Annotated in this window: 21 protein-coding genes; 19 read left to right on the plus strand and 2 right to left on the minus strand. The window is 27.5% G+C overall.

All coding sequences use genetic code 11. From position 1 onward, the window contains the following. Positions 1-258: 258 nt before the first annotated feature. The 5 genes from larC to J2Z24_RS16270 all read left to right on the plus strand — a co-directional run bounded on the left by larC (position 259) and on the right by J2Z24_RS16270 (position 6,068). Positions 259-1,440: a nickel pincer cofactor biosynthesis protein LarC gene (gene larC / locus J2Z24_RS16250; protein ID WP_035145144.1), complete on the plus strand. Its 1,182-nt coding sequence runs from the start codon at positions 259-261 to the stop codon at positions 1,438-1,440. Positions 1,441-1,451: 11 nt separating this feature from the next. Further along, entirely contained in the window at positions 1,452-2,270 is an 819-nt protein-coding gene (larE, locus tag J2Z24_RS16255) for an ATP-dependent sacrificial sulfur transferase LarE (protein WP_035145143.1), read from the plus strand. After that, positions 2,263-3,009, plus strand: coding sequence for a nickel pincer cofactor biosynthesis protein LarB (gene larB / locus J2Z24_RS16260; RefSeq protein WP_035145141.1), 747 nt, complete (start codon positions 2,263-2,265; stop codon positions 3,007-3,009). The genes larE and larB overlap by 8 nt, the downstream gene beginning before the upstream one ends. A 262-nt stretch (positions 3,010-3,271) precedes the next feature. Then, positions 3,272-4,651, plus strand: a complete 1,380-nt coding sequence (locus J2Z24_RS16265) for a radical SAM/SPASM domain-containing protein (protein ID WP_035145140.1) — start codon at positions 3,272-3,274, stop codon at positions 4,649-4,651. Positions 4,652-4,784: 133 nt separating this feature from the next. Continuing rightward, entirely contained in the window at positions 4,785-6,068 is a 1,284-nt protein-coding gene (locus J2Z24_RS16270; protein WP_035145138.1) for an ABC transporter substrate-binding protein, read from the plus strand. Between the two features lie 34 nt (positions 6,069-6,102). Here the strand turns inward: J2Z24_RS16270 and J2Z24_RS16275 are convergent, their stop codons facing one another. Beyond that, positions 6,103-7,224, minus strand: coding sequence for a glycosyltransferase family 4 protein (locus J2Z24_RS16275; protein WP_035145136.1), 1,122 nt, complete (start codon positions 7,222-7,224; stop codon positions 6,103-6,105). A 155-nt stretch (positions 7,225-7,379) separates the two neighbouring features. Between J2Z24_RS16275 and J2Z24_RS16280 the strand changes: the two genes are divergently transcribed. The 3 genes from J2Z24_RS16280 to J2Z24_RS16290 are packed head-to-tail and all read left to right on the plus strand — an operon-like array spanning position 7,380 to position 10,186. Next, positions 7,380-8,387 carry a CotS family spore coat protein gene (locus tag J2Z24_RS16280; RefSeq protein WP_207714639.1) on the plus strand — a complete coding sequence of 336 codons (1,008 nt, stop codon included), beginning with the start codon at positions 7,380-7,382 and terminating at the stop codon, positions 8,385-8,387. 16 nt (positions 8,388-8,403) lie between these two features. Continuing rightward, complete coding sequence (locus J2Z24_RS16285; protein WP_035145134.1) at positions 8,404-9,156, plus strand: hypothetical protein; 753 nt, start codon at positions 8,404-8,406, stop codon at positions 9,154-9,156. 10 nt (positions 9,157-9,166) lie between these two features. Continuing rightward, entirely contained in the window at positions 9,167-10,186 is a 1,020-nt protein-coding gene (locus tag J2Z24_RS16290) for a CotS family spore coat protein (protein WP_035145131.1), read from the plus strand. A 39-nt stretch (positions 10,187-10,225) separates the two neighbouring features. Here the strand turns inward: J2Z24_RS16290 and J2Z24_RS16295 are convergent, their stop codons facing one another. After that, on the minus strand, positions 10,226-11,350 hold the full coding sequence (locus tag J2Z24_RS16295; RefSeq protein WP_035145129.1) for a glycosyltransferase family 4 protein: 1,125 nt from the start codon (positions 11,348-11,350) through the stop codon (positions 10,226-10,228). A 136-nt stretch (positions 11,351-11,486) separates the two neighbouring features. On the opposite strand from J2Z24_RS16295, the gene J2Z24_RS16300 reads away from it, so the two are divergent. The 11 genes from J2Z24_RS16300 (at position 11,487) to J2Z24_RS16350 (ending at position 24,675) form a co-directional block, all read left to right on the plus strand. After that, positions 11,487-12,491: a CotS family spore coat protein gene (locus J2Z24_RS16300; protein WP_035145127.1), complete on the plus strand. Its 1,005-nt coding sequence runs from the start codon at positions 11,487-11,489 to the stop codon at positions 12,489-12,491. A gap of 110 nt (positions 12,492-12,601) precedes the next feature. Next, complete coding sequence (gene yabG / locus J2Z24_RS16305; RefSeq protein ID WP_035145126.1) at positions 12,602-13,462, plus strand: sporulation peptidase YabG; 861 nt, start codon at positions 12,602-12,604, stop codon at positions 13,460-13,462. Positions 13,463-13,818: 356 nt separating this feature from the next. Then, positions 13,819-14,052 (plus strand): Veg family protein, encoded by a 234-nt coding sequence (locus J2Z24_RS16310; RefSeq protein ID WP_035145226.1) that lies wholly within the window; start codon positions 13,819-13,821, stop codon positions 14,050-14,052. 319 nt (positions 14,053-14,371) lie between these two features. Next, a complete protein-coding gene (locus tag J2Z24_RS16315; protein ID WP_035145225.1) occupies positions 14,372-15,937 on the plus strand; it encodes a DUF3794 and LysM peptidoglycan-binding domain-containing protein in 1,566 nt (521 codons plus the stop codon). Positions 15,938-16,078: 141 nt separating this feature from the next. Further along, complete coding sequence (locus tag J2Z24_RS16320) at positions 16,079-16,894, plus strand: cyanophycinase (RefSeq protein ID WP_051593123.1); 816 nt, start codon at positions 16,079-16,081, stop codon at positions 16,892-16,894. A gap of 3 nt (positions 16,895-16,897) precedes the next feature. Beyond that, positions 16,898-19,513: a cyanophycin synthetase gene (cphA, locus tag J2Z24_RS16325; RefSeq protein WP_035145122.1), complete on the plus strand. Its 2,616-nt coding sequence runs from the start codon at positions 16,898-16,900 to the stop codon at positions 19,511-19,513. Between the two features lie 121 nt (positions 19,514-19,634). Further along, positions 19,635-20,477, plus strand: a complete 843-nt coding sequence (gene ispE / locus J2Z24_RS16330; protein WP_035145120.1) for a 4-(cytidine 5'-diphospho)-2-C-methyl-D-erythritol kinase — start codon at positions 19,635-19,637, stop codon at positions 20,475-20,477. Positions 20,478-20,676: 199 nt separating this feature from the next. After that, the gene (locus tag J2Z24_RS16335; RefSeq protein ID WP_035145119.1) at positions 20,677-20,871 is read left to right on the plus strand and encodes a CLC_0170 family protein; all 195 of its coding nucleotides are present in this window, start codon (positions 20,677-20,679) and stop codon (positions 20,869-20,871) included. A 28-nt stretch (positions 20,872-20,899) separates the two neighbouring features. Next, positions 20,900-22,357: a spore germination protein gene (locus J2Z24_RS16340; protein ID WP_035145117.1), complete on the plus strand. Its 1,458-nt coding sequence runs from the start codon at positions 20,900-20,902 to the stop codon at positions 22,355-22,357. A gap of 27 nt (positions 22,358-22,384) precedes the next feature. Beyond that, the gene (locus J2Z24_RS16345) at positions 22,385-23,482 is read left to right on the plus strand and encodes a GerAB/ArcD/ProY family transporter (protein WP_035145116.1); all 1,098 of its coding nucleotides are present in this window, start codon (positions 22,385-22,387) and stop codon (positions 23,480-23,482) included. Next, positions 23,479-24,675 carry a Ger(x)C family spore germination protein gene (locus tag J2Z24_RS16350; protein ID WP_051593122.1) on the plus strand — a complete coding sequence of 399 codons (1,197 nt, stop codon included), beginning with the start codon at positions 23,479-23,481 and terminating at the stop codon, positions 24,673-24,675. The genes J2Z24_RS16345 and J2Z24_RS16350 overlap by 4 nt, the downstream gene beginning before the upstream one ends. Positions 24,676-24,700: the final 25 nt, after the last annotated feature.

The following is a 24,700-nucleotide window of genomic DNA, read 5'->3' on the forward strand; positions in this document are numbered from 1 at the left end:
CAATCATGCAGGTTGCAGACCTTGGTATAGTAGGAGACTTTAAGAAAGTAATTCCTGAATTAATAGCTGAAATTAAAGCTACTATGAACTAATAAAAAATAGAGTCTATAGTCTTCATAAAATATATAATAACTCAAACCAATAGTGGTTTGAGTTATTTTTTATATCATAATATGGTAAAATATAATAGAGATATGGCGAAATATTATGACTTTTTTATGTGGTTCAAATATATAAACTAAAGAGAGGTAAATTAAAATGAGAGTACTTTATTATGATTGTTTTTCAGGAATTAGTGGAGATATGAATTTAGGAGCAATGATAGACTTAGGAGTGGACAAAGATTATTTGATAAAAGAGTTAGGTAAACTTAATTTAAATGAATATAAAATAGAGATAACTAGAGAAGAAAGAAAAGGCATAAATGGTACTAAAGTTAATGTTATATTAGAAGAACATCATTCACATAACCATAAAGAAACTCATCACCACCATAGAAATTTAAAAGATATAGAACAAATAATATATAATAGTAAATTAGATTTTGATATAAAAGAATTAAGTGTAGAAATATTTAAAAAAGTGGCAGAAGCAGAAGGAAAGGTTCATGGAAAGGCAATAGATGAAGTACATTTCCATGAGGTAGGTGCGGTAGATTCCATAGTAGATATAGTAGGAGCTGCCATTTGTTTTAAATATCTAAAAGTAGACAAAGTTTTAGCTTCAAGTATAGAAGTTGGAAAAGGATTTATAAATTGTGCCCATGGATTGTTACCAGTACCAGCTCCAGCAACAACAGAAATATTAAAAGGAATTCCCTTAAAGTTTGGTAATATACCTTTTGAGGCTACTACTCCAACGGGGGCAGCAATAATATCTGTATTAGCAGAAGAGTTTATAGATAATTTAAACTTTAAGGTTGAAAAAATTGCATATGGTATAGGAAGTAAGGATGAAGGAAATGTCCCTAATGTACTAAGAGTATTTATAGGAGAAATAGATGAGAAAAATGATAGCTATATTATAGAATGTAATATAGATGATATGAATCCAGAAATATATTCTTATATAGTAGATAAATTGTTTAAAATAGGAGCTTCAGATGTCTACCTAACTCCTATAATTATGAAAAAAGGAAGGCCGGGAGTAGTGTTATCTGTACTTTATGAAAAGAAATTGGAAGATATAATAAAGCACATTATTTTTAAAGAAACAACTACTATTGGACTTAGAAAATATAGAGTAAAGAAAGAGTGCCTTCAAAGAGAAGTTATAGATATAGAAACTTCTTATGGAAAAGTAAAAGTTAAAAATTCTTATCTAAATGGGAAATTGGTAAAGATTAAGCCAGAGTATGAAGATTTAAAAAAAATAGCTGAGGAAAAAAATATACCGCTTATAGAAATTTATAATAATATAAATAGGTTAAATAATATTTGAGGTGAAAATTCATGATAGATAGTTATAAATATAAAAGTTTAGTTCAATATATAAAGAAATTAGGCAAAGTATGTATTGCATTTTCAGGAGGTGTAGATAGTACTTTTTTATTAAAGGTTGCAAAAGAAACACTAAATGATTGTACAATAGCAGTAACTATAAAATCGCCTTATATACCAGCTGCAGAAGTAGAAGAAGCTAAAATGATTGCTAGAAATTTAGGAATTAAACATTATATTTTGGAATCAGAAATTATAGAAGATATTAAATTAAATCCTAAAAATAGATGTTATATATGTAAGAAGAATATATTTCAAAAGATAATAGATTTAGCTAAAGAAAAGGGGATAGAAAATATCTTAGATGGTAGCAATTTGGACGATACTAAAGACTATAGACCAGGAATAAGAGCTTTAGAAGAGCTTAATATAAGAAGTCCATTAAAGGAATTAAGTATTACAAAAGAAGAAATAAGATACTTCTCTAAAAAATTACAATTAAATACATGGGATAAGCCTTCTTATGCATGCCTTTTGTCAAGATTGCCATATGATATTAACATAGATATAGATGAACTGAAAAAAATAGAAAAAGGTGAAAACTATTTACATAATATAGGATTTAAAGGGGCTAGGATAAGAAGTTATAAAGACATGGCCAGAATAGAAGTAGATAAGAAAGATATAAGAAGATTTCTAAGCGAAGAATTAACTGAAGATATAGTATCTAAACTAAAAACAATAGGATACAAATATATAACGCTAGATTTAGAGGGATATAGGATGGGAAGTATGAATGAAGGAATAGAGGAAGGTATAAGAAATGAATGAAAATGATATAAAAGAATTATTAGAAAATATAAAAAGCAATAGATTAAGTATAGAAGATGGAGTAAAAAAATTAAAGGAACTTCCATTTAAGGATTTAGGTTATGCAAAAATCGATAATCATAGAGAGATTAGAGTTGGATATCCAGAGGTAATATATTGTGAAGGAAAAACAGTAGAACAAATAAAAGGCATTATTCAGGTTATGTTAAATAAAAATAATAATATATTAGCTACAAGAGCTAATGAAGAAATGTACAATGAGATAAAAAATATATGTAATGATGCTGAATATTTTAAAGAAGCTAGAATTATAAGGATAATAAAAAATAAGCTAAAAAAGACTAATAATTATATTGCCGTAATTACTGCAGGAACTTCTGATATTCCAGTATCAGAAGAAGCAGCTATTACTGCAGAAACTTTAGGAAATGAAGTGAAAAGAGTTTACGATGTTGGAGTAGCTGGAATACATAGACTTTTTAAAAATATAGATGTAATAAGAGAAGCAAGAGTGGTTATTGTAGTAGCAGGAATGGAAGGGGCTTTGGCAAGCGTTGTTGGCGGATTAATAGATAAGCCTGTAATAGCAGTGCCTACTAGCATAGGATATGGTGCGAATTTTAAAGGATTATCAGCATTGCTATCTATGTTAAACAGCTGTGCTAGTGGTGTTAGTGTAGTTAATATAGATAATGGTTTTGGAGCCGGATACATTGCTAGTATGATAAATAAATTATAGATATTAATAAAAAGAACTTATGGAGTTTGCATAGGTTCTTTTTATTTTATCAATAAAACCATGCTATACGCATATAATGTATAAATAGTTTATATGCATGGAATGAATCATATAATTCTAAATTTTATGAATATTTTGTTAAATGTTTTAATTAAATGTTGATTTAATATATATCAGGAATATAATGTTATTAAACTGGAGGGTATAAAAAAGCTGAAAAAGGATTCATGTCCATTATTTCTATATCAGGGGGGGAACATAAATGAGCGTAATTAAGTCTATGGAAAAAGGAGTAAAAGACATGCTTGTTAAAAGAGGGGCAGAATTACTTAGCAAAAATCCAGAAAAAAATGTCGACAAGTTATTTGACATTGTAAAAAAAACTGTAAAGGATGAAGAAAATTTAGAAAGAGTTAATAATGTATATAAATACTATAAAGAAATACCATCTGTAAATGAATATATACAAAATATATTGAAAACTACAGATAAAAAATGTATGCAAAAATTATTTACAAATTTTTTCTCAAATGCAGTTTGGTATGGTATGCCAAAAAGAGCTAAACTATTAGAGGAGGAAGGAATAAAAACTCCATTTGTCATATTATTAAGCCCTTCTATGAGATGCAATCTTAGATGTGTTGGATGTTATGCGGCAAATTATTCCAAAGAAGATGATATACCTTATGAAGAAGTAGATAGGATTGTTAAAGAGGCTAGAGACATAGGAATATATTATTTTGTTATTCTTGGTGGAGAGCCTTTTTTTAATGAATATATGTTAGATATATATGAAAAGTATAATGATGTAATGTTTACACCTTTTACAAATGGAACTCTTTTTGATGAAAAATTAGCAGATAAAATAAAAGATTTAGGAAATGTTATACCAATGTTTTCAATAGAAGGTTTTGAAAAAGAAACTGATATGAGAAGAGGAAAAGGAGTATTTAGCAAGGTAATGCATGGCATGGATCTTTTAAGAGAGAGAGGAGTATTATTTGGTGTTTCAACAGCTACAGGAAGACATAATGTAGACACTGTAACATCTGATGAATTTATAGATATGTTAATAGAAAAAGGAGCTAGGATGGGATGGTACTTTATATTTATGCCAGTAGGAGATAATCCAGACTTTAATATGATGCTGACACCAGAACAAAGATTAATGTTGGGAGAAAAAGTAAGAAAAATAAGAAATACTAAACCATATTTTGCTATAGATTTCTTTAATGATGCGCCTTATGTAGGAGGATGTATTGCAGGAAAATATTATTGTCATATAAATTCTAATGAAGATGTAGAACCATGTATTTTTGCTCATTTTGCTACAGATAATTTAAAAGGGAAATCATTATTAGATGTATTTAAAGGACCTTTTTTTAAGGAACTAAGAGATAGACAGCCTTATAACGATAACTTACTATTGCCTTGCATGATGATAGATAACCCAGAAGTAGTAAGAGAGGTAATTGCTAAAACAGGTGCTAAACCAACAGATAAAGGTGCTGATATGATGATTAATGATGAAGAATTTAAGAGGAACTTAAATAAGTTAGCAGAGGAGTTTAAACCTTATGCCGAAAAAGCTTGGAAAGAGGAGTTTAATTCTACAGGAAATTATGAAATGTCTAAAGGTTAATATTTAGATAAATAGAGTTACTGATTAAAAGTCAGTAACTCTATTTGTTATATCAAATATAGTTTTTGACAATTTATAGATAGTAGATTATATTTAAGATAACTATAATTAATAGGTGTGTAGGTGATAATTTATGAATAATAAAAAACTATTTATGGTTTTTACTATATGTTTAACTATTTTATTTTCAATAGGATGTAGTAAAAAAAGGGAATTGCTACAGGGTATTGATAAAAAGTTAAAAGGTAAAATAAATATAAGTGTAAGTAAAGAAAGAGTAGGATATATATCAAAGTATGTTGAAGAATTCAATAAAATATATCCTAATGTAGAAATACATATTAAACAAGAGAATAGCAATTATAGACCTTCTGATGAAAAAGAATTAGAAAACATGGATATAGTGGTTATAAAAAATGAATATACTCAGTATTTTTTGAATAATTTTAGTAAAAATATTTATAACATAGAAGAGATTATCTCACCTTATAAGGGGAATTTTTCTAATGATAGTATAGTGGGTGTATCTAGTAATAATAAAATATATGGAATGCCATTAGATAAAAATCCTTATATTATGGTATATAGAAAAGATTTATTAGATAAATGCAATATAAAGATAGAAGACATAAAGACTTGGCAGGATCATATAAATGTATCTAAATATATAAATAAAACGTTAAAGGGAAACTATAAATTCTTATGGGAAAGAGATAAAAGTTATTTATATAAAGTAATGCTAAGTCAATTATCAGAAGGATATGTAGATAGTAACGGGAAGTCTACTATAGCTTCAGCCAAGTCTATAAAAGTTTTAGATATGATAAAGAAATTTAAAAGTGAAAATGTTATTTTACAAGATAATTCAAATGCATCATTAATAGAAAAGATAAGAACAGGTATTTTAGGAGCTACAATATGCAGTGCTAATGAAATTAGTGAAATTATGAACAAATTGCCTGAAATGAAAAATAAGTTAGTAGTAAGCAAGATACCTGCTTTTGAAGCCGGAGGTAATAGAGATATATCCATGAATGGATATAATATGATATTTTTAAATAAAGATAAAAACAAAGATTTAATGGCAACTTTCTCAGAGTTTATATTAAATGATGAAAAACTACAACTTCAATTATATGTTTCTAAAGGTATATTACCTGCCAATACAAGTATATATAAAGCTGAAGAATTGAATAAAAATGTAGATTATTTTAATGAAAAAATATGGCTTTTAATTGTTAGTATACAGAAAGAATCTAAGAATATAGTATATCCGGCTAGTTATATAGAGATAGATAATTTAATAAAGAAGAATATAAATAAGATATATGATAATAATGGAGACATAAAACCTTTATTAAAGTCTATGGAGAATAATATAAATAATATAATAAATGAGAGCCCTTCTAAAAGTTAATTAAAGAAGGGTTCTTTTAATTTTAAATATATGTTTATATAGAAAGAATTTTATTATAAGCATATAGAGTTTTTTTAGTAGTTTCCTCCCAAGAAAAAAGTGAAGCTCTTTTTAATGCTTTAGCTTTTAAAGAAGCTTGTAAATTTTCATCATTTAGTAAGTTACCTAAGGTATGTGTAAAACTCTTTAAGTCTAAAGGATTAATTAATATACCACCATCGCCAACCACTTCTGGTATAGAAGATAAATTAGAAGAAATTACACAAGTACCGCAGCTCATAGCTTCTAATGGTGGTAAACCAAAACCTTCATATATAGAAGGATAGACAAACGCATCACAACCATTATATAAAAGAGGTAAATGTTCTTCAGGAACAAAGCCGGTAAATATTACATTTGAAGATATTTTTAAATCATTAGTAAGTTCAGCAAGATAATTGGCACTATCTTTATTGGCTCCAACTATTACTAAATCGAATTCTTTATTCAGATTCTTATAAATCTTGGAAAAAGCTAATATTAATGAATTAACATTTTTTCTTGAACTAAAGCCACCTATATATAAAATAAAAGGTCTTTTAATATTATAGTGTTTTCTTAGTATAAGATTACAATTTGCTTTATCCATTGGTTTGTATTTAGAATCTGCTGCAAGGGGAGTTACAAATATCTTATTTTCATCTATTACAGGAAAAAATTTAAGTATGTCTTTTTTCGACCACTGTGATACGGTGATAATACCATCACAGTAACCAATTAGTTTAGGCATCTCTCTTAAAAATTTATTTAGATAGCTTTTCCCAACAGTTTCAGGCATAATATATGGAATGAGATCATGGATAGTTATTACCTTTTTACACTTTACATTTTCACTTAATCCCATTCCATTTTGAGGAACATGATATAAATCAATATTTTCTTTATATATATTATTAGGAAAATAAAATTCCTCAAAAAAACTTTTATGTTTTTTTGAAGTAAGTATTATTTTAGAGTTTTTTCTCATATACTGTTTGTAGTTTTTTCCCCACCAATAAATATTATAATAATTTGACTTATCTATATTAAGTAATCCATTCAAAATGTTTTCGGTATATGTTCCTATTCCAGTACCTTTATATAAATTTGCTCCCCTAGCATCAATAGCAATATTCATTTCATCCCCCTCCTTAAATGAACTAAGGTAAAGTTGCAAATATTTCAGCTTATATATTAATAATATTATCTATATACCAAAAATGTGTCATTTAGCACATACAAGAGAATTTTTACATATAATACAACTATAAGTAATGGACAGGAGGAAACCTTTTGATAGAAAAGCTGGTAAAAGAAAGGGTTGAAAAAGAGTATTCACTAAGAATACAATCCATAGAAAAAATAAAAAATGTTTATAAAATTACAACTGATGAAGATAAATATTGCCTTAAAGTAATTAATTATGAATTTAGTCACTTCTTATTCATAATATCTGCTATTAAGCATTTACAAGAACGTGGATTTGAACAAACTCCAGATATAATAAGGACTGAATCCTGTAAAGATTATATATCGTTGAGCAATAAGTATGCCTATTTAACACCTTGGTTAGATGCTAGAGTGTGTAATTATAACAATCCTTTAGATGTACAGTTAGCTTCTTATAAGTTGGCAGAACTTCATAAGAAGAGCTGCGGATTTAAAGTTAATTTACAGATGAAGCCAAGAGTGGGATGGTTTAGATGGGTAGATAACTTTAGAAATAAGAGAAATGAATTATTATTATTCAAAAAGATTATAAAAGATAAAGAAACCATAACTGAATTTGATGATTTTTATTTAAGATGTATAAATGAAGAATTAAAAAGAATTAATGTGGCCACAGATGATTTAGTTAAAAGTGATTATTTTAATAGTATGGAAAGTGAAATTTTAGATGGAGGATTTTGTCATCATGATTATGCTCACCATAATATACTTATAGGAAAAGATAATCAGGTTAATATTATAGATTTTGATTATTGCATTTTAGATACTCATTTACATGATTTGAGTAGTTTACTAATAAGAGTAATGAAAAATGGGAAATGGGATATTAAGAATTCTATATTTATAATAGATTGTTATAATTCAATATATTCAATTAAAAAAGACGATGTATCAATTATGGCAGCGTTTATAGAATTTCCTCAAGCATTTTGGCAATTAGGAATTCAGTATTATATTGAAAAGCAGCCATGGAAAGAAGAATTTTTTATGAATAAGTTAAGGAAGATATATGATGATAAAGACTTAAGGCAGGAATTTGTAAATGAGTTTAAAAATATAAAATACTATTAATGGTGGAGGGGATTATATGACTAAACCAGAAACATTTGAGCAATATTTACAATTAAAAGATATAGAAATAGTAGAAAACATAGATGTAAATATTGATAAAGATGATTTAGATGAAAAGTTAATTTTAAAACATCTAGAAACAATGAGTGAATTTCATAAAAAAACTATGGGTAGCACAGAATTTTTAAAAAATAGATTAGATAGTTCTATAGGAAGAATTGTGGAACAATACAAAGTTAATTTAAAGAAAGTAAATAGAGATTTAAATAGATTAAAAAATGAAGGAGTTAATAATTCTTTTGAAAATATATTATTTCAAAAAGGAGAAGAATTTATTCAAAGAGGAGAAAAGGCTGTAGATAATATATACAAGAATGGATATTATGATTTGATTAAAAGAAGTATGAAGAACAGAGAAATATGTTTAGGAGCTGTAGATTTTAATAATCTGACAAAGGAAGATAAACTAAAAGTAAAATATATAAAAAAATGTAGTCATAACATGGTAGAAGTAGATTGCTTTAATTTTTTATATAAATATAAAAAAAGAGGATTAAACTTGGATTTTAACGAGCTATCTCTAATGTTTTGTAATTTTGAAGATTTAGATATAAGAAGTCATAAGTTTATAATTTCTTTATTGTGTTTTCCATACGAATTTACTAGACAGTGCAATAAATATAGAGTAAGAAAGAAAGATTTAACAGATGAAGAATATGCATTAAAGCTTCAGAAAGCTATTGTACAAGATAGCTTATGCTTGATATAGAGGTGATTTTATGAAGGGAAGAATATATACTGATAGGTATTTTCTAGCAGAGTATGATTTAGATATAAGTTTATTTCATAGATTTGATTTAGAACCCTATGATATTTATCCTTTAAGAAGTGTATTTGTAGTTATCACAGATAAGGGAAGAAAAATATTGAAAAAAATCAAATATGATAAAGAAGAACTTATATTTATATGCCAGGGTATAGAATATATAAAGAAGTCATTTAGCAGAGTAATGGATTTTGTAAAAACCAAAGATGGAAGCTTTTATACTGTATGGAATAATGATATATATTGTATGATGGATTTAGTTGAAGGAAGAGAAAGTGATTTTGACAATCCAATTGATTTAAATATAGCATCGGGAGGATTAGCACAATTACATTTAGCATCAGAAGGTTTTAAAAGTAATGTTAATAGTAGAAATGGTAGTGGAAAATTAATAAATAGATTTAGAAGAAGTCTAAATGAAATGAAAGTTTTTAAGAGCGTAGCTCTTATAAATGAAAATAAAAGTGATTTTGATTGTATATTCTTAGATAAAGTTGATTATTATATTGAAGAAATAAAAAAGAGCATAAAGTTATTAGAAAATTCTTGTTATTATAAATTATGTTCTGAAGAGAGTAAAAATGTATTATGCCATCATGATTTAGCACATCATAACATAATTATAAAAGATAATGAAGCTTATTTTATAGATTTCGATTATGCTTTAATAGACTTAAGAATACACGATTTATGTAATTTTATAACTAAAGGAGTAAAAAATTCTGCTTTTGATATTGAAAAAGCAAAGAATATATTAGCTGAGTATTCAAATGTAAGTTCATTAGATAACAAAGAGTTAGGAGTATTATATGGTATGCTAACATTTCCTCAGGACTTTTATAGTATTGTAAAAGATTATTATACAAGAAGAAAAGATTGGACAGAGGATACATTTTTCGATAGGATAAATAAAAAAACGGAAGTAGAAGATTTTAGAATAGATTTTTTAAGAGAATTTGAGGATTTATTGTAATGATAGCCAATAGATATATTTTATATCTATTGGCTATTATTATCCATTAATTATTTTATTGTAAGCGATTATAGTGTCTTTAGCAGTTTTTTGCCAGGTAAGTTCTGAAGATCTAACTAATCCTTTTAATATTAAACTTTCTTTTAGTGTACTATCTAGGAGAACTTTATGCATTTCCATACATAAATTATCAATATTATTTGGATTTACTAGTAAAGCAGCATCATGGGTAACTTCAGGGATAGAAGTAGTATTAGAAGCAATAACTGGAACACCACAAGCCATTGCCTCTACAGGAGGCAATCCAAAACCTTCATAAAAAGAAGGATATACGAATAACTCACAACCATTATATAAATACGGTAGATGTTCTAGTGGAATAAAGCCAGGGAAAATTACTTTATCCTCAATATGAAGAGCTTCACAGCGTTTTTTGTATATACTGTATGATTTCCCCTGTTTACCTGCTATTACTAATTTAATATTTTTTTTATATATAGATAATAATTTATTAAAAGCTTCAATAAGACCTACTATATTTTTTCTAGGACTAAAACCACCTACATATAATATATAATTATCATCAATGGAATAATGTTTTTTTATGAGATCTTTACTTAAATTTTTATCTATTGGGTGATATATATCTTCACTAGCTAAATAAGAAACAAAGATTTTATCTTTTGGAAAATTAAAAGCTTTTATTATATCATTTTTAGAGTAATTTGATACTGTTATTATTCCATCACACATAGACACTACTTTGGGTAATGTTTCATTAAATAATTTTAAGTATCTTTCACTTGCGGTATTAGGCATTTTATACGGAATTACATCATGTAAAGTTATAACGAAAGAGCAATTTTTATCCATAGGAATTCCTATACCATTTTGAGGAACATGATATAAATCTATATCTTTGTCTTTTAATATATTAGGCATATTTACTTCATCCCAAAAATTATCTGTACAGTTTTGTGTTATTTCTAAAATAGAATAATTTTTTTTGAAATTTATTCTATTACCACAATTTCGCGGCATAAAAATTATATAATCATTAATATAATCTACTTTATTAATATGATTTATAAGTTGATAAGTATAAGTGCCAATTCCTGTACCTCTATACCAATTAGCTGCTCTACCGTCTATTCCTATTTTCATAAGAATATTCCTTTCTTAAACTAATTATATTTCATTATATTAATATAAGGTAAAAAGTGTTAATAAATTAACTTTATTATATACGGTCTTCTAAAAATATCATGGCTGACATATAAATTATAAGGAGGTGATTACTATGATGAGAGAATTTGAAATTGAGAGGCAATTTGATATTAAAATTGAAAGTCTAAAGCCTAACAGGGGTGTTTATTTATTAAAAACTAATAATGGGATGAGATGTTTAAAAAAAATAAACTATGGGATACAAAAACTTCTTTTTGTATATGGAGCTAAAGAACATCTGATATCCAATGGTTTTCCTAGAGTTGATAAATATTTTTTAAATACAGAAGAGCATCCCTATGCAATTGTAAATGAAGATATATATACTCTTTCTCAATGGATTGATGGTAGGGAAGCAGACTTTAGGAATAAGGAGGATTTGGTAATTGCATCAGAAAATTTAGCTTATATGCATATAGCTTCAAAAGGTTATGAACCTCCTGAGAATAGCAAATTAAAAACAGATTTAGGAAGATGGCCTCATCTTATGGAAAAAAGAGTAAGAGCTTTAGAGAAAATGAGAGATATGGCAAGAAAGAGAAATAATAAAAATAATTTCGAGATGAATTATATTAAGACAATGCAATTTTATAAAGAATTAGGTAAAAAGGCTATGAAAGTATTACACGATTCAAAATATATTGATTTGTGTAGAGTTGCTGAAGAAGAAAAAAGTTTTTGTCATCATGACTATACCTATCATAATATAATTATTAATGAAGATAATTGTGTAAATGTTATTGATTTTGATTATTGCAAAAGAGAAGTAAGGGCATATGATATATCTTCATTTATGATTAAGGTTTTAAAGAGGGTAGATTGGAATATAGAATATGCTAATTTGATTTTAGATTCTTATAATAGAATATATGCTCTTAATAAAGAAGAATATAGGGTTTTATATGCCTTCTTATTATTCCCTCAAAGATTTTGGAGACTTTCTAATAGGTATTATTATAGTGAAGTAAATTGGCCTTTAAACACTTTTAATAATAAGATGGAGGAATTAATAACTGAACAGGATAAGTATATTAATTTTATTGAAGAGTTTAAAAAATTATATAATCAGGAAGAATAAGATTAAAAGGCATGTAATACTTTTTATGAGTAATTACATGCCTTTTATTTGCACTTAAATGCTCATTAATACATATTATATAACATGAGTTTTTTATAAGGATGGTTTTTATGGAGGTAGGAGATATTGTTGTAAGAAAATCTTATGGAAAGGATATTACATTTAAAATAATAGATATTAAGAACACTGAAAAAGGATATGTGTATACATTAAAAGGAATAAATTTAAGGATAATAGCAGATTCTCAAGAAGAAGATTTAGAAATCATCTCAGAAGGAAAATGCAGCCAGTATGAGCAGGTATTTAACAGAAGAGTAAATACTTCAATAAAGAAAATATTGATTAATAGAGATAACATTAAAGGACTTACTAGAAATTTAGCTAGAGCTGAAAAAAAAGAACTGTCTTTTGGTAGGCCCGGGAAAATACTTCATGTAGATGGAGATGCTGAATATTTAGATGTATGTTTAAAAGTGTATAAACAATTAGCTTTAGATGCAGTAGGACGAGTAATAGAAGAAAAACAACAGCCAAAACAAATACTTAATATAGTAAAAGAAGTTAAGCCAGATATTGTAGTTATAACTGGACACGATGCAGTAGCTAAAGATACCAAAGACTATATGGATATTGGAAATTATAGAAATTCTAAATATTTCATTGAAGCTGTTACAGAGCTTAGAAACTATGAGCCTGGATATGATAATTTAGTTATTTTTGCAGGGGCTTGCCAATCTCATTATGAGGCTATATTAGATGCAGGAGCTAATTTTGCAAGTTCTCCTAGTAGAGTACTTATTCATTGTTTAGATCCTGTTTTTATATGTGAAAAAATAGCTTATACTAATATTGAAAAAGTAGTGTCTATAAAAGATGCTTTAGAAAACACTATAAGTGGTCCTAAGGGTATAGGTGGACTTCAGACTAGGGGGAAATATAGGGAAGGATTTCCAAAATCTAAATATTCGTAATAGATGATCCTGCTATGAGTTAAAAATGAAGCATAGCAGGATTTATATTTTATCGTACAGCTACAATTAGCTATACTGTTTATCTCTAAAATATGGAGATAGGTAACACATTGTTTTTCTTAAGAAAGCTTTGGTTAAAATTAATAATAATTTTGATATGAATATATATAGAAGATATAGGCAATAATAACTTAGAACTAGATTACTCTATATAAATAATGTATACGTTTTAAAATGTCTAACAGAAGACAAAAATAAATATTGACAAATTGTTAAATTGGATATAAAATTAAAAGTTTAGTTGACATTCAATATATTATAATATATAATTATAATGAGGAAAGAGGGTGTTTGCTGTGGAAAGAGGCAATGTATTGGCTGCTATAAAGAGGGATATAGAAAGCCATGTTGGAGAAAGTGTAACTCTTAAAGCTAATGGGGGAAGAAGGAAAACCTTTGTAAACAAAGGAACAATAGAAAAAACTTACCCTAGCATATTTGTAATAAGATTGGAAAATGACACCCAAAGGACAGTGACATATAGCTATTCCGATGTGCTAACAAAAACAGTTCAGTTAGTTTACGCTTAAATAAAAGCAGTATCGAAAGGTACTGCTATTTTTATTGTTACATAAAAAAAGAAAGATGGTAGGGGCCATCTTTCAACTATGGTATAAAAGGGTATTGAGAATTTATGAGAGGTTATATGGTCAACAACCAAGTTTTATAATACGCCAAAATACTTTATATGTCAACAAGCATAATAGTAATATAATAGTGTTATTAAGTGGTTTTTCAGAAAAAAATGATGAATTTTGTTGTAAAATATTATTTTTCTGCTTTAATCATATTTTTACTAAATAAACTATATAAATAGATAGTAGGTTTATATTAGGAGGGAATATGAAAATGGCTATAGAGGTTATTAGAGAGAATATAGAATGTGAACAACTTCTTGGAGAAAATACTTGTGATACCATTATTAAAGCAGAATATATAATACCAGATACTCATCCCGATGTAGTAAAAATTTTAAATGTAGATTCTAAACCTTTTGTTATAAGTAAGGAAATAATGAAAGATAAAGTTTATTTAGAAGGACAAATAGAATATAACATAATCTATTTAGCAAAAGAAGAAGAAGACAGGATGGGAATATATAATGTTACTTATACTGGAAAGTTTGCTAACTATGTTGATGTTCCTGGAGCTGAATACAGAATGGAATGTGAATACGATTGTTATATTGAACATATGGAATCTAATATTATCAATGAAAGAAAGATATCAGTAGAAGGAGTAATAAAATTAAAGGCTGAGGTGTATAGGAATTATACCTTTGAAATAATAAAAGATATTGAAAACTCAGAAGATATACAAATGCTTAAAAATCCTATGGAAGTAGATAAAATTGTTGGAACAGTAAATACTGATATGGTAGCTAAATGTAATATGAAGGTATCAGAAGATAAACCAGAAATAGGTAATATACTTAAATGTGAAGTTAATATCCATAGAAAAGATATTAGAGTTATGGAGGATAAAATTATAATAGAAGCATCTGCACTGATAGATTTACTATACAGAGGCAAGGACACAAGAGATATAGTTGCTCTTCAGGAAGACGTAGCAATTAGTAAGGAAGTTGATTTTGAAGGTATAAATTCTAGAATGGAAAATTACACGGATTTTAAAGTGGATGCTATGGAAATAAATATAAAAGAAGACGAAATGGGGGAAAATAGAATAATTGACATAGAGGCTTTAGTAAAAGCTGCTACTAGGATAATGTTTAAAGAAGAAATGGATATAATTCAGGATGCTTATTCGCCACATGCATTTATGGAAATGAAAAAGGAAAATTATAAACTTAATGTAACACATGGGCAAGCAAGAGGAGAAGTAGTTGTAAAAGGCGATATTGAAATTGATAAGGATATGCCTAAAGTATCAGAGATAATAATGTGTTCTGGTAAGGTATGCATTACGGATAGAAGGATTGTAGAAGATAAGGTTATAGTGGAAGGTGTGTTAAATGTAAATGTCATGTATAGTACAAGGGATGAAAATAATTATATATGCAGTATATCTGAAGAAATACCTTTTACATGCCCAATAGAATTAGCTGGATGTAAGATTGAAATGCAGAGTATAGCAAAAGCATTCTTGGAAAATATAGAAGCTTCTATAGAAGCAGGTAATATAGCAGTAAAGTCAGTTGTTGAAATTTACGTTAGAGTAAATTATACTATGCCTAAGGAATTTTTAATAGACATATCACCTATAGAAGGAGAAATGCCAAAGAAAAAGTCTAGTCTAACTATCTACGTTGTACAAAATGGAGATACCTTATGGAAAATAGCAAAAAGATATTTTACAACTGTGGATAATTTAATAAAAATAAATAATATAGAGAATCCGGATATTATTAAACCAGGAGAAAAACTCATAATACCTGGAAGAGCTTCTTTATAAGAAAAATTAAACTGTCCTTCTATAAATGATGATTAAAAACACCATAAAGTATTAAGAAGATGATTTCTTTATTAAATAATAGAAGTCATCTTTTTTATTTGTGTATAATACTCGTAAAAATGGAAAAAATAAAAGATACCTATGAAAAGAGGTGTTTTTGTGGATGAGAAATTAAAAGGAGACTTAATAATTATAGGAGGAGCAGAGGACAAAAAAGGTGATAAAAGCATATTAAAAGAGGTGTGTGGGAGAATTGATAAGAAAAAAGATGAACTTGTTATAGCCACAGTAGCTTCTGGAGTGCCTGAAGAATTAGGAATTCAGTATAAAAATATCTTTCAGAATTTGGGGGTAAAGAATGTTTCTATACTTAATGTAAGAGAAAGGAAGGATGCTTTTGATAATTATAATTTAGAATTAATCAAGAAGGCTTCCGTGGTATTTTTTACAGGAGGAGATCAACTTAGAATTACCAGTTTATTAGGTGGTACAGATTTATATAAAATGATGAATGAAAGATATGAGGATGGATGTACATATGTAGGAACATCTGCAGGAGCTTCTGCAATGAGTGATACTATGATAGTAACAGGTCCAGAAGAAGAATCGCCTAAAAAGTGCACCTTGAAGATGGCGCCAGGCTTGGGGTTGATTAAAGGTGTGATAATAGACCAGCATTTTGCTCAAAGAGGAAGAATAGGAAGACTTTTGGTTGGAATAGCAGAAAATCCACAAAGCATAGGAATAGGAATAGATGAGGATACTGCTATAGTTGTAAACAATGAGGCTAAATTTAAAGTATTAGGATCTGGAGCTGTATATGTTATAGATGGTAGTAAGATAACAGATACAAATGTTTCAGAACAAAATCAAGATGAAATATTATCTATATTTAATATAAAGATGCATGTGCTTAAAAAAGATGATAAATTTGATTTAAATAGGAGGACACCTTAGAAAATGAAAGCTCTAAACTTTAAATACTTTGACGGAAGGAATATATACTGTCATAGACGTTGTATAAAGCTGGAACTAGATTTAGAAGGATTTAGTGATATACCTAGTAATGCTATAGATGGTTTTAATGAAAAGTTAATAAATATTATACCAAGTTTAAAAAAACATAGATGTGGAATAGATGAGGATATGGGATTTGTTAAGAGGTTAAAAGAAGGAACATATCTTGCTCACATTTGTGAACATATAGTTATTGAATTACAAAATATTATTGGAATAGAAGCAGCTTATGGAAAAGCTAGAGAAATAAGTGGAGAAATCTACTATATTATATATGAATGCAAATACAAAAATACAGGCATTGAAGCAGGAAAAACTGCTATTATGATAATAAATTCTATAATAAATAAGAAAAATTTTAATATAAAAGAATACATATTAAGGTTAAAAGAAGTTCTAAGAGAAGAAGAATTAGGACCAAGTACTTTGGCAATAATTGGAGAGGCTAAAAATAAAAATTTACCTGTGATAAGAATAGGTGAAGGAAGTATGTTTCAAATAGGATATGGAAGTACTTCTAAAATGATAGAAGCTACTATAAGTAGTAATACTAGTGGGTTATCTATAGATATAGCATGCGATAAGCTTTTAACAAAAAAAATATTATTTAATCAATATATTCCTGTAACAGAAGGTGATGAAATAAAGAATACAATTCAAATGCTTTTAGAAGCTGAGAGATTAGGGTATCCTGTTGTTATAAAGCCTAGATATGGAAATCAAGGTAAAGGAGTTTTTGTAAATTTAAGAAATGAAAAAGAATTGATGAATGCTTATAAAACTGTATCTAAGGATTATAAAGATATAATAATTGAAAAGTATATAGAGGGTAATGACTATAGGGTATGCGTTGTAGATTATGAGGTAGTAGCTGTATCTGAGAGAATTCCACCATATGTTATAGGTGATGGCAATAGTAGTATTATACAATTAATTTATAGAATGAATTTTGATGAAAGAAGAGGAGAAGGACATGAAAAACCGCTTACTAAAATCAAAATTAATGAAGAATTGGTTAACTATGTATGGAAAAATTCATACTCTCTCAATTCTATACCTAAAAAAGGTGAAAAAATTTTTCTTAGAGAAAATGCAAATCTTTCTACTGGCGGGTTAGCTATAGACTGCACAGAAAAAATATGCAAGGAAAATATAGAAATATGTAAAAGAGCTGCTATGGCAGTAGGACTTGATATATGTGGTATAGACATTTGTTGTACGGATATATCAAAACCTATTGATGGAGCTATTATTGAAGTAAATGCTGCTCCAGGTATAAGAATGCATGAATATCCATGCGAAGGAAACAAGAGAAATGTAGCTGGAGCTATAGTGAATATGTTATTTAAAAATATAGAAAATCAAATTCCTGTAATATCTATAACTGGAACTAATGGCAAGACAACTACTACCAGGTTAGTGTCTTACGTATTATCTTTAGCAGGATATAAGACTGGGATGACTACTACAGGAGGAATTTACATAAATAACACTTGTATAGATAAAGGGGATACTACAGGATATGAAAGTGCCTTAACTGTATTAACAAATAAAGAAGTAGAAGTGGCAGTGTTGGAGACAGCAAGAGGTGGAATTATTAAAAAAGGATTAGCTTATGATTTAGCGGATGTAGGTATTATAACAAATATAACCTCAGATCATTTAGGAATTAACAATATAAATACATTAGAAGAATTAGCGTTTGTAAAGGCTTTAGTGATTGAAGCTGTCAAGGATAATGGTTATTCTGTATTGAATGCTGATGATAAAATGAGTATGAGTATCTTAGATAGAGCAAAAGGGAATATAATAATGTTTTCTAATAATAAAGATAATACGTATCTTAGAAAAAATGTTGAAAATGGAGGTTATGGAATATACGCTTTTGATGATTTCATATATGTGGAAGGTGATGGGAGTATATCTCCTATAATAAAGATTAGTGATATTAAGATTACCTTAGGGGGAATTTTAAAATGTAATATAGAAAATGCCATGTGTGCTTGTGCGGCTCTTGTGGCATTAGGGGTTGATTATTCAATAATAAGAAAAGGAATGGAAAATTTTTATCCAAATGAAGAATATAACCCGGGTAGATTTAATTTATATAATATAGGAGATGTTACTGTAATATTAGATTATGGCCATAACATAGAAGGATATAAGGCTGCAATAGAGGGAGTTAAAAAGCTAGATTATAAAAGGCTTATTGGTATAGTGGGAGTACCAGGTGATAGAAACGATGATAATATAATTGAAATAGGGAAGATATCAGGACAAAACTTTGATTATATTTATATAAAAGAAGATAAAGACAAAAGATGTAGAAAAGAAGGAGAGGTATCGGAGTTAATAAGAAAAGGTGTGCTAGAAAGTAGTTTCAATAATAAGAATATAAATATAATATTAGATGAAGTATCAGCGTTAAAAGAAGCATTAAAAAATTCCAGAAAAGGAGATTTAATTATAATGTTCTTTGAAGAATATGAACCATTATTAAATATAGTAAAGAAGGAAATTAATAGTTTAAATAAGAATTCTAATGAAGCTTTAGCCTAATAATAGAATAAGTTTTTAAATAAAAGCTATAAATTCAAATATAGCTTTTATTTTTTTTATGTATTATACTATTTTTTAGTTGATCAATTATTTATAACTAGTTTTAGGTTGGAGGGGTAGTATGGAACTAAAAGCATATGCCAAAATAAATTTATCATTAGATATAACAGGATTAAGAGAGGATGGATACCATCTTTTAAAAACAGTTATGCAGAATATAGATTTATATGATATAGTAACTGTAAATAAATGTGAAAAGGGTATAAATTTGAAGTGTAATAAAAATATAATACCAGTAGATAATAGGAATTTAGCTTATAAAGCAGCAGAATTGTTTGTGGAATTTTATGGTATAAATGAAGGGGTAAATATATATATAGAAAAAAATATACCTATTCAAGCAGGACTTGCAGGGGGAAGTACTGATGCTGCTGCGGTATTAAAAGCTATGAGGGATATTTTTAGACCTAAAGTATCCAATACTGAATTAGCAGATATGTCATTAAATTTAGGTGCAGATGTGCCATTTTGCATATGTGGAGGAACAGCACTTTGTGAGGGGATTGGTGAGAGAGTTACACCTTTAAAACCTTTTAAAGATTATATAGCAGTTTTAGTAAAACCTGAGTTTGGGGTTTCCACAAAAGATATCTATAAAGATATTGATAAAAGAATTATTTTAAAACATCCAAATACAGAAAATATACTAGAAGCTATAGAGAAACAAAATTTACAATTGTTATGTAATAATATGATTAATGTGTTAGAAGAAGTTACTGTTGAAAAATATACAGCATTAAATATAATAAAGGAAGATATATTTAAATTTAAAGCTTTAGGTACTTTAATGAGTGGAAGTGGATCAACTATATTTGGTTTTTTTGAAGATATGCTCTCTGCTCAAAAGTGTTATGACTATATGAAAGATAGATATAATGAAGTTTTTATTACAAGAACAATATAAATTATAAAATGAAAATAAGCCACTTAAAAAGGTTATTTTATACTTTTTAAGTGGTTTATTTTATCTAATGAAACTTAATTCAAAGTAGAATTGTTTCATAACAAGAAAAAATAATACTTTGTATTGCTCTAAAGTTATGAATAAATTATTCTTTTATGTAAAAAATAATTAGGAATTATAAAATTTAAGGTGAGGTTATATGAATATAGTTAATCTTTTTGATAAATATTTTGTTGCGTTAATTCTTATTCAAGGTTTTATAATCTTTTTTATAGATTATAAGGAGTTTAAAAGAAATAACATGAATAAAACTGCAAGGCAGGCCAAGGTTATAGCAATTACTGAGGTATGCATTGCAGTTGCTATGTATGTTATATCTATAACATTATATTAATTTGTAAATAGAAAAGGAAGTGAAATATGTGAAGGAAGATATAAGGGAAACTATATCATCTCATATAGATGATAATATAGAATATCTTAAAGACTTATTAAAAGGAAATTCAGATATAGTTTTTAGAGAGTTTTATATTGACAATACCAAGGCTTTGATTATGTACATAGATGGTATGGGAGATAAATTACTATTAAATAACTTTGTATTAGAAAGTTTAATGCTTAACTGTAAAGAGTTAGAATTAGATGAAATTAAGGATAGAATACTAACTGTATCAGATTTAAGAGAGGTAGAAAAACTAAATGAGAGTGTAAATGCAGTATTATCAGGCGATACACTTATGCTTATTGACGGCATGGATATATGCTATATAATAGCTACTCGTTTTTGGCCAACTAGAGGTGTATCAGAACCATCAAGTGAAACTACAATTAGAGGGTCTAGAGATGGATTTACAGAAGCTGTAAGATTTAATACAGCTTTAGTAAGAAGAAGAATAAGAGATACAAGATTAAAGTTAATACCAAAAACTATAGGTGTAAGATCTAAAAGTGATGTAATAGTAATGTATATTGAAGATATTGCAGATAGAAAAATTGTAAAAGAAGTTTCGAAAAGATTAGAGGATATAAATATTGATGCAATTTTAGATAGCGGATATATAGAGCAGTTTATAGAGGATAATAAATGGTCGCCATTTCCTCAAACTCAGAATACGGAAAGACCAGATGTAGTGGCATCTGCTTTATATGAAGGACGCATAGCTATTTTAGTTGATAATTCACCTTCTGCTATAATTGTACCAACTACTTTGCCCAATTTATTTCAATCACCAGACGATTATTATCAGAGATGGATTTATGGATCGATTTTAAGAATAATTAGGTTGATGTCAATTATTTTAGCATTAATATTACCAGCATTATATGTAGCAGTAACTTCTTATCATCCAGCTATCATACCAACAAAGTTAGCATATTTTATAGCAGCATCAAGAGAGGGGGTACCCTTTCCTGCTTTTATAGAAGCTTTAATTATGGAAGTAAGTTTAGCGTTATTAATGGAATCTATAGTAAGGCTACCTAAGCCCATTGGAGCTACTATTGGTATTGTTGGAGGTTTAATAATAGGGCAGGCAGCAGTAAGTGCAGGAATAGTGAGTCCTATAATGATAATTATAGTATCTATTACTGCTATAACTAGTTTTACTACTCCTAATTATGAGGTTACTTCTGCATTTAGAATTATAAGGTTTGCTCTTATAATAGCTGCATCTATAATGGGACTATATGGAATAATGTTGGTTTTGATTATTACATTAATTCATGTCATAAAGCTTAAAAGTTTTGGTATACCATATTTATCACCTTTGGTTAATAGCAATAAGGGAGATTTTAAAGATATGTTCATAAGAATACCTTTAAGATATTTTAAGAATAGACCTGAATATATGAATACAGATGATAAGATTAGGCAGAAGTAACTAGACATAATTTGGAGGTGATTAAATTTGAATGATAATAATATTGTATCTTCTTATTCACTATTTGCTACTTTAGTAGTAACTATTATAGGGGTTAATGTTTTTTCATATCCTAGTGAATTAGCCAATATTGTTGGAGGAGATGGGTGGATAGTAATACTTCTAAGTAGTATCATATCTTATTTTTTAATATATGTTATATGTAAAGTTATAAGGAATAATGATTATGCTCATACTTATGAGATATTGCAAAATAACTTGGGAAAAATATTTGGTGGATTAGCCACTTTAAGTTTAATATTGTATAGTATATTTTTTTTATCCACTGGACTAAGAGTGTTTACAGAAGAGATAAAAATGTATCTTTTAGAAAGAACTCCTACAGAATTTATATTTTTAGTAACTATTTTAACAGGAAGCTATCTAGTTAGGGCAGAGTTGGATAGCTTAATAAAATTTAATGAGATAAGTTTTTGGTTAATGTTTATACCTGTTATAGTAGTATTTATATTTTCGTTTTATGATGCAGATATAACTAATTTGCTACCAGTTTTAAATAATGCACCAGAAAGTTATTTAAAAGGTATTATGAGAAGTATGAATAGATTTATGGGATTTCAAATATTATTTTTAATTTTACCTTTTGTAAAAGAAAAGAGAAATATTAAGAGAATTGTATTTAATGGAATTATATTTATAGCTTTATTTTATGTACTTGTATTTATATTAGCAGTTGGCATTTTTGGAAAAGAACAAACTAAGATACTTTTATGGCCTACAATTACTATGATAAAATATATTGATATTCCAGGTGCTTTTATTGAAAGATGGGAAGGGATAATAATGAGCATATGGATAATATTTTATTTTACGACTTTTACAAATCATTATTATTTCGCATCTGATCTACTAAGGAAAGTATTAAATTTTAAGGATATAAAATTAGCTTCGTCTATAATATTACCTTTTATATATTTAGTAGCTATATATCCGAAAAATATAGCACAAGTATATGCATTAACGGAAAGATATAATTCTCTCTTTTTTCTAATTAACCTTGTAATACTGCCTTTAGCATTATTATTTATTTCATCTGCTAAGAAAGGAGGAAGGAACGTAAGGTGATTTTCATAAAGAGAAAAAGAAAGTTAATAAAGTTATTATGTTTGATTATGTGTTGTATCTTTATTGTTGGATGTTGGGATAAGGTAGAAATAGATAGGAAAGCTTTTATATCTACTTTAGGTATAGATACAGGAGAAGAAGTGACAAAGGAAGAGGAATTAAAAAAATTAAAACCAGATGAACCTTTCTCAGATAATAATATTAAAAGACTGAATATAACATATGCTTTTCCGGATATAAGTCAAATGGGGCCAGATAAAGGAGGAGTAGCTGAAGAAAAAACAATAAATGTAGATGCGTATTCCATGGAAGATGCTTTTTCTAAGGCAATTTCTAAAAGTAGTAGAACTATTAGTTTTGGACATTCAAAACTTTTAATTATGGGTAACAATTTATTTACATATCCAGAGGTAGTCAAAGAGGTTCTAGATTATTTGCAAAGGCAGCCTTCAGTAAATAGAAATGCTTTAATAGCAATGAGTGATGGGAAAGTAGAAGATTATATAAAATTTAAACCTAATATGGAAAAAAGCTTACAAGGTTATATATATGGACTTATTGAAAATAGTAATAGAAATAGTAGTATTATATCTGTAGATTTAAATGAATTTTTAAAAAGTCTAGATGAAACTGGAAGTGCAATTTTACCTTGTTTATCTATAGATAAATATAAAAAAGAAATCAGTTTATCTGGAACTTGTGTTATAAAAGACTATAAATTTAAAGGGATGTTATCGCCTACAGAAACATCAGATGTAAAAATATTAAGAGGAGAATTAAAAGGAGGAAAAAAAGTAATTTATAAAGAAGGGCATCCAATAGATTTTGAAATATATGGGCTAGAAAGAAAAGTATCTATGGATAGAGAAGGAGAAAAAATAGTATTTAATATGGACATTAGTATGGAAGGACAAATAAAAGAATATTATTTAGGTAAAAAGCTGCTTTCTGAAAGTGAATTGGAGAAAATAGAGACTGATTTTAATAAATCTTTAGAAGATGAGATGGGCAAAGTAGTTAGAACTATACAAGATAAATATTCTGTAGATTTAATTGGATTAAGAGAGTATATCGAGAAGTATAATTCAAAGATATGGAATAAAGTTAAAGGTAACTGGGAAGAAGTATATAAAAATGCGTTAATAAATATAAATGTAAATACTCATATAAGAAGAATAGGAGCAATAAAGTAAAGGTTAAATTAAATAATTTTAAAAT

The organism is Clostridium tetanomorphum, assembly GCF_017873215.1.
Classification (GTDB): domain Bacteria; phylum Bacillota; class Clostridia; order Clostridiales; family Clostridiaceae; genus Clostridium_AO; species Clostridium_AO tetanomorphum.

Excerpts from the sequence above, each read along its gene's own strand:
- J2Z24_RS16275 (WP_035145136.1), bottom strand. The coding sequence starts at position 7,224 with ATGAATATTGCTATTGATGCTAGGGGAGCAAATTTATATAAAGGTACT.
- J2Z24_RS16270 (WP_035145138.1), top strand. The coding sequence starts at position 4,785 with ATGAATAATAAAAAACTATTTATGGTTTTTACTATATGTTTAACTATT.
- J2Z24_RS16320 (WP_051593123.1), top strand. The coding sequence starts at position 16,079 with ATGAAAAGAGGTGTTTTTGTGGATGAGAAATTAAAAGGAGACTTAATA.
- J2Z24_RS16315 (WP_035145225.1), top strand. The coding sequence starts at position 14,372 with ATGGCTATAGAGGTTATTAGAGAGAATATAGAATGTGAACAACTTCTT.
- J2Z24_RS16300 (WP_035145127.1), top strand. The coding sequence starts at position 11,487 with ATGATGAGAGAATTTGAAATTGAGAGGCAATTTGATATTAAAATTGAA.
- J2Z24_RS16335 (WP_035145119.1), top strand. The coding sequence starts at position 20,677 with ATGAATATAGTTAATCTTTTTGATAAATATTTTGTTGCGTTAATTCTT.
- ispE (WP_035145120.1), top strand. The coding sequence starts at position 19,635 with ATGGAACTAAAAGCATATGCCAAAATAAATTTATCATTAGATATAACA.
- larC (WP_035145144.1), top strand. The coding sequence starts at position 259 with ATGAGAGTACTTTATTATGATTGTTTTTCAGGAATTAGTGGAGATATG.
- cphA (WP_035145122.1), top strand. The coding sequence starts at position 16,898 with ATGAAAGCTCTAAACTTTAAATACTTTGACGGAAGGAATATATACTGT.
- J2Z24_RS16295 (WP_035145129.1), bottom strand. The coding sequence starts at position 11,350 with ATGAAAATAGGAATAGACGGTAGAGCAGCTAATTGGTATAGAGGTACA.
- J2Z24_RS16265 (WP_035145140.1), top strand. The coding sequence starts at position 3,272 with ATGAGCGTAATTAAGTCTATGGAAAAAGGAGTAAAAGACATGCTTGTT.
- larB (WP_035145141.1), top strand. The coding sequence starts at position 2,263 with ATGAATGAAAATGATATAAAAGAATTATTAGAAAATATAAAAAGCAAT.
- larE (WP_035145143.1), top strand. The coding sequence starts at position 1,452 with ATGATAGATAGTTATAAATATAAAAGTTTAGTTCAATATATAAAGAAA.
- yabG (WP_035145126.1), top strand. The coding sequence starts at position 12,602 with ATGGAGGTAGGAGATATTGTTGTAAGAAAATCTTATGGAAAGGATATT.
- J2Z24_RS16285 (WP_035145134.1), top strand. The coding sequence starts at position 8,404 with ATGACTAAACCAGAAACATTTGAGCAATATTTACAATTAAAAGATATA.
- J2Z24_RS16290 (WP_035145131.1), top strand. The coding sequence starts at position 9,167 with ATGAAGGGAAGAATATATACTGATAGGTATTTTCTAGCAGAGTATGAT.